At 68.7% G+C, this 3,356-nt stretch carries 3 protein-coding genes; all 3 read left to right on the forward strand.

Going from position 1 to position 3,356, the window contains the following annotated elements:
- Window positions 1-528: aminotransferase class I/II-fold pyridoxal phosphate-dependent enzyme (locus tag H3O04_RS34615; RefSeq protein ID WP_202589438.1), on the forward strand; the 528-nt coding region annotated here is incomplete at its 5' end.
- Window positions 529-800: 272 nt separating this feature from the next.
- Window positions 801-1,838, forward strand: coding sequence for an SMC-Scp complex subunit ScpB (gene scpB / locus H3O04_RS34620; RefSeq protein ID WP_202589439.1), 1,038 nt, complete (start codon window positions 801-803; stop codon window positions 1,836-1,838).
- A gap of 60 nt (window positions 1,839-1,898) precedes the next feature.
- Window positions 1,899-3,356: 23S rRNA pseudouridine(2605) synthase RluB (rluB, locus tag H3O04_RS34625; RefSeq protein ID WP_202589440.1), on the forward strand; the 1,458-nt coding region annotated here is incomplete at its 3' end.

Here is a 3,356-nt window from a genome sequence, read left to right on the forward strand (position 1 = left end):
TCGTTTCTCGATATCGCGTCGCGCGACGAGCGCGTCGTGGTCGTGAATTCGTTCTCGAAGGCGTGGGCGATGACGGGCTGGCGGCTCGGATGGCTGATTGCGCCGGCGTCGGTGATGGGTGACCTGTCGAAGCTCGTCGAATACAACACGTCGTGCGCGCCGGGCTTCGTGCAGGCCGCCGGTGAGGTCGCGTTGCGCGACGGGGAGCCGTTCGTGCGATCGTTCGTCACGGCGCTGCGCGACGCACGTGATCACCTGGTCGCCGCGCTGCGGACGCTGCCGGGCGTCGAGGTGCCGCCTCCGCCCGGCGCGATGTACCTGTTCCTGCGGCTGCCCGGCGCGACCGACAGCCTGGCGTTCTGCAAGACGCTGGTGCGCGACGCGGGGCTCGGCCTGGCGCCCGGTCGAGCGTTCGGCCCGGAGGGAGAAGGGTTCGTGCGCTGGTGTTATGCGTGCGATCCGGCGCGGCTCGACGCGGGCGTGGAGCGACTACGCAGGTTCCTCGCGCACGGCGCGGGCGTTCGCTGAAGCGGGGACGGAGCGGGCGTGCCGCCGGGGCGGCGGCCTGTTTCGCTCATCTTTACGCACCGGGCAATTTTGCGTAATATGGCGCTCAGTCACGCGGTTCCGTCGTTGAGCCGTGCTGTTCCGTCCGGTTTGGGCCTGGCTTGAAGTTGATTCGCCGCCCCCGGTTCGTGCTCCCATCAATATGACCGATCAGAATCGGGCGAGCGCGTCTTCCGTTCCTTTCGTCTGTTTGTTGATCCGGTTCGTTTGACCACAGGGTCTGGCCTAGCTGCATGAATACCCAAGAGGCGAAGATCGTCCTCGAGACTGCTTTGATCTGCGCGCAGGAACCGCTGAAGCTCGGCGATTTGCGCAAGCTCTTTGCCGACGGCGTGTCGGCTGACACGGTCCGCACGTTACTCGAAGATCTGAAACAGGATTGGTCCGGCCGCGGTGTCGAACTGGTGGCACTGGCGACCGGGTGGCGCTTTCAGAGCAAGCCGGCGATGCGTCATTATCTGGATCGCCTGCATCCCGAGAAGCCGCCGAAATATTCGCGCGCCGTGCTCGAAACGCTCGCGATCATCGCGTACCGGCAGCCCGTCACGCGCGGCGACATCGAAGAGATTCGCGGCGTCACGGTCAATACGCAGGTGGTCAAGCAACTCGAGGATCGCGGCTGGATCGAGGTGATCGGTCATCGCGACGTGCCGGGGCGTCCGGCGCTGTATGCGACGACCAAGCAGTTCCTCGACGATCTCGGCCTGAAGGCGCTCGACGACCTGCCGGCGCTCGAAGAGCCGGCCGCGAACATCGAGGCCGCGTTGCTCGCGCAGCAGGCCATGGATTTCGACGGTGACGTAGTGGTAGCCGACGACGCGGCGGCCGACGTGCCGCAGGCGCTGGCGGATGAAGCGCCCGCCGACGAGTCGGCCGAAGGGCCCGGCGATGCCGCGGCCGACGTCGCGTCGACGCAGGAAATTCCGAGTCGCGATACGCTCGATGCTGATCGCGGGCAAGCGGAACAGATGGAACAGGTTGGCGCCGAAGCAGTGCCGACCGGTGTGCAGCCCGAACCGCAGCGTGCGGATTGGAGCGAGGAAGATCGCAAGCCGGCCGCCGAAGCGGCTGCCGGAGACGGAGCGGAAGCGGCCGGCGACATGCCCGGCGAGGCCGATCAGGCCGACGCCTCCCGCTCCCGTCCCGCGGACGACGAGATGCTGGACGACACGTCCGACAGTCTCGCGGATGCCGTCCGAAGCGCCAGTGCGCCCATCGGCGCCGACGCGCTGCCGGACGACGAAGCAGAACCCGAACAGCGTCGCGCCTGATCGCGGCCAACTTCTTGCCGCGCCCGCGCCGGGCGCGAGACCTGACATTTTGAGGTTGTTTTGACAGATATCCACGATATTGAATCGTCCGCGCCTGCCGTGCAGGCAGCGCGTGCCGACGATGCGCCGGAGCAGGATGCTTCGGCCGCGGGTGGCGACGAGCGTCCCCGCCGCGGTCTGCGGCGCGGCCCGCGTAGCCTGATCGCGCGGCGTCGCGCGGCGGCCAAGTCGAAGGGCGCCGAAGGCGAGCAGCAGGGTGCCGAGGGCGCGGATGCGCAGCCGGCCGAGGCTGCCGACGCGCAGCCGGCGCGTACGCCGCGCAAGGAAGGCGCGGCCAAGGGCGGTCGCAAGCCGGCCGGCAAGCGCGAAGGCGCGGCGGCGGCCAAGGGCGGCCAGGCTGGCCAGGGCCGTCGCGGTGCAGCGAAGGCTGAAGGTGGCCCGGCGAAGGTAGCGGAAGGCGATGCGTCCCAGGACGAACTGTTCGCATACGTGACGTCGCCCGCCTTCGACGCGGACAACTCCGCGGGCGGCAGCGGCGTGCGTGCGCCGATGCTGCGCCGCGGCCGCGCCCAGCCGGCGAACAAGCGCGTGCTGTCGCCGGACGACGACGCGCCGAAGCTCCACAAGGTGCTCGCGGAAGCGGGCATGGGGTCGCGCCGCGAAATGGAAGAGCTGATCGTCGCCGGCCGCGTGTCGGTGAACGGCGAGCCCGCGCACATCGGCCAGCGGATCATGCCGACCGACCAGGTGCGGATCAACGGCAAGCCGGTCAAGCGCAAGCTGCCGAACAAGCCGCCGCGCGTGCTGCTGTATCACAAGCCGACCGGCGAAATCGTCAGCCACGCGGATCCGGAAGGCCGTCCATCGGTGTTCGACCGTCTGCCGCCGATGAAGACGGCGAAATGGCTTGCGGTGGGCCGCCTCGACTTCAATACCGAAGGTCTGCTGATGCTGACGACTTCCGGTGATCTCGCGAACCGCTTCATGCATCCGCGTTACAGCGTCGAGCGCGAGTACGCGGTGCGCGTTGTCGGCGAGCTGGCCGAAGGCATGCGGCAGAAGCTGCTGCACGGCGTCGAGCTCGACGACGGTCCGGCGAATTTCCTGCGCATCCGCGATGGCGGCGGCGAAGGCACGAACCACTGGTATCACGTCGCGCTGGCCGAAGGCCGCAACCGCGAAGTGCGCCGGATGTTCGAGGCGGTCGGCCTGATGGTGAGCCGGCTGATCCGTACGCGTCACGGCCCGATTCCGCTGCCGCGCGGCCTGAAGCGTGGTCGTTGGGAAGAGCTCGACGACGCACAGGTGCGCAAACTGATGGCGACCGTCGGTCTGAAGGCGCCGTCCGAGGAGAAGGGCAAGCGCGGCGGCGCTGCCGGTCCGACCGAGCGTCGCCAGCCCGATCCGATGCAGACGTCGATGGGCTTCATCAGCCGCGAACCGGTGCTGACGACGCACGGACAACTCGACCAGCCGCGTCGCGGCGGTGGCCGACGCGGCGGGCCGGGCTTGCCGGCC

This window comes from Burkholderia sp. KCJ3K979 (assembly GCF_016759955.1).
Taxonomy (GTDB): domain Bacteria; phylum Pseudomonadota; class Gammaproteobacteria; order Burkholderiales; family Burkholderiaceae; genus Burkholderia; species Burkholderia orbicola.

Coding starts and splice junctions, on each gene's coding strand:
- scpB (WP_202589439.1), top strand. CDS start 801: ATGAATACCCAAGAGGCGAAGATCGTCCTCGAGACTGCTTTGATCTGC.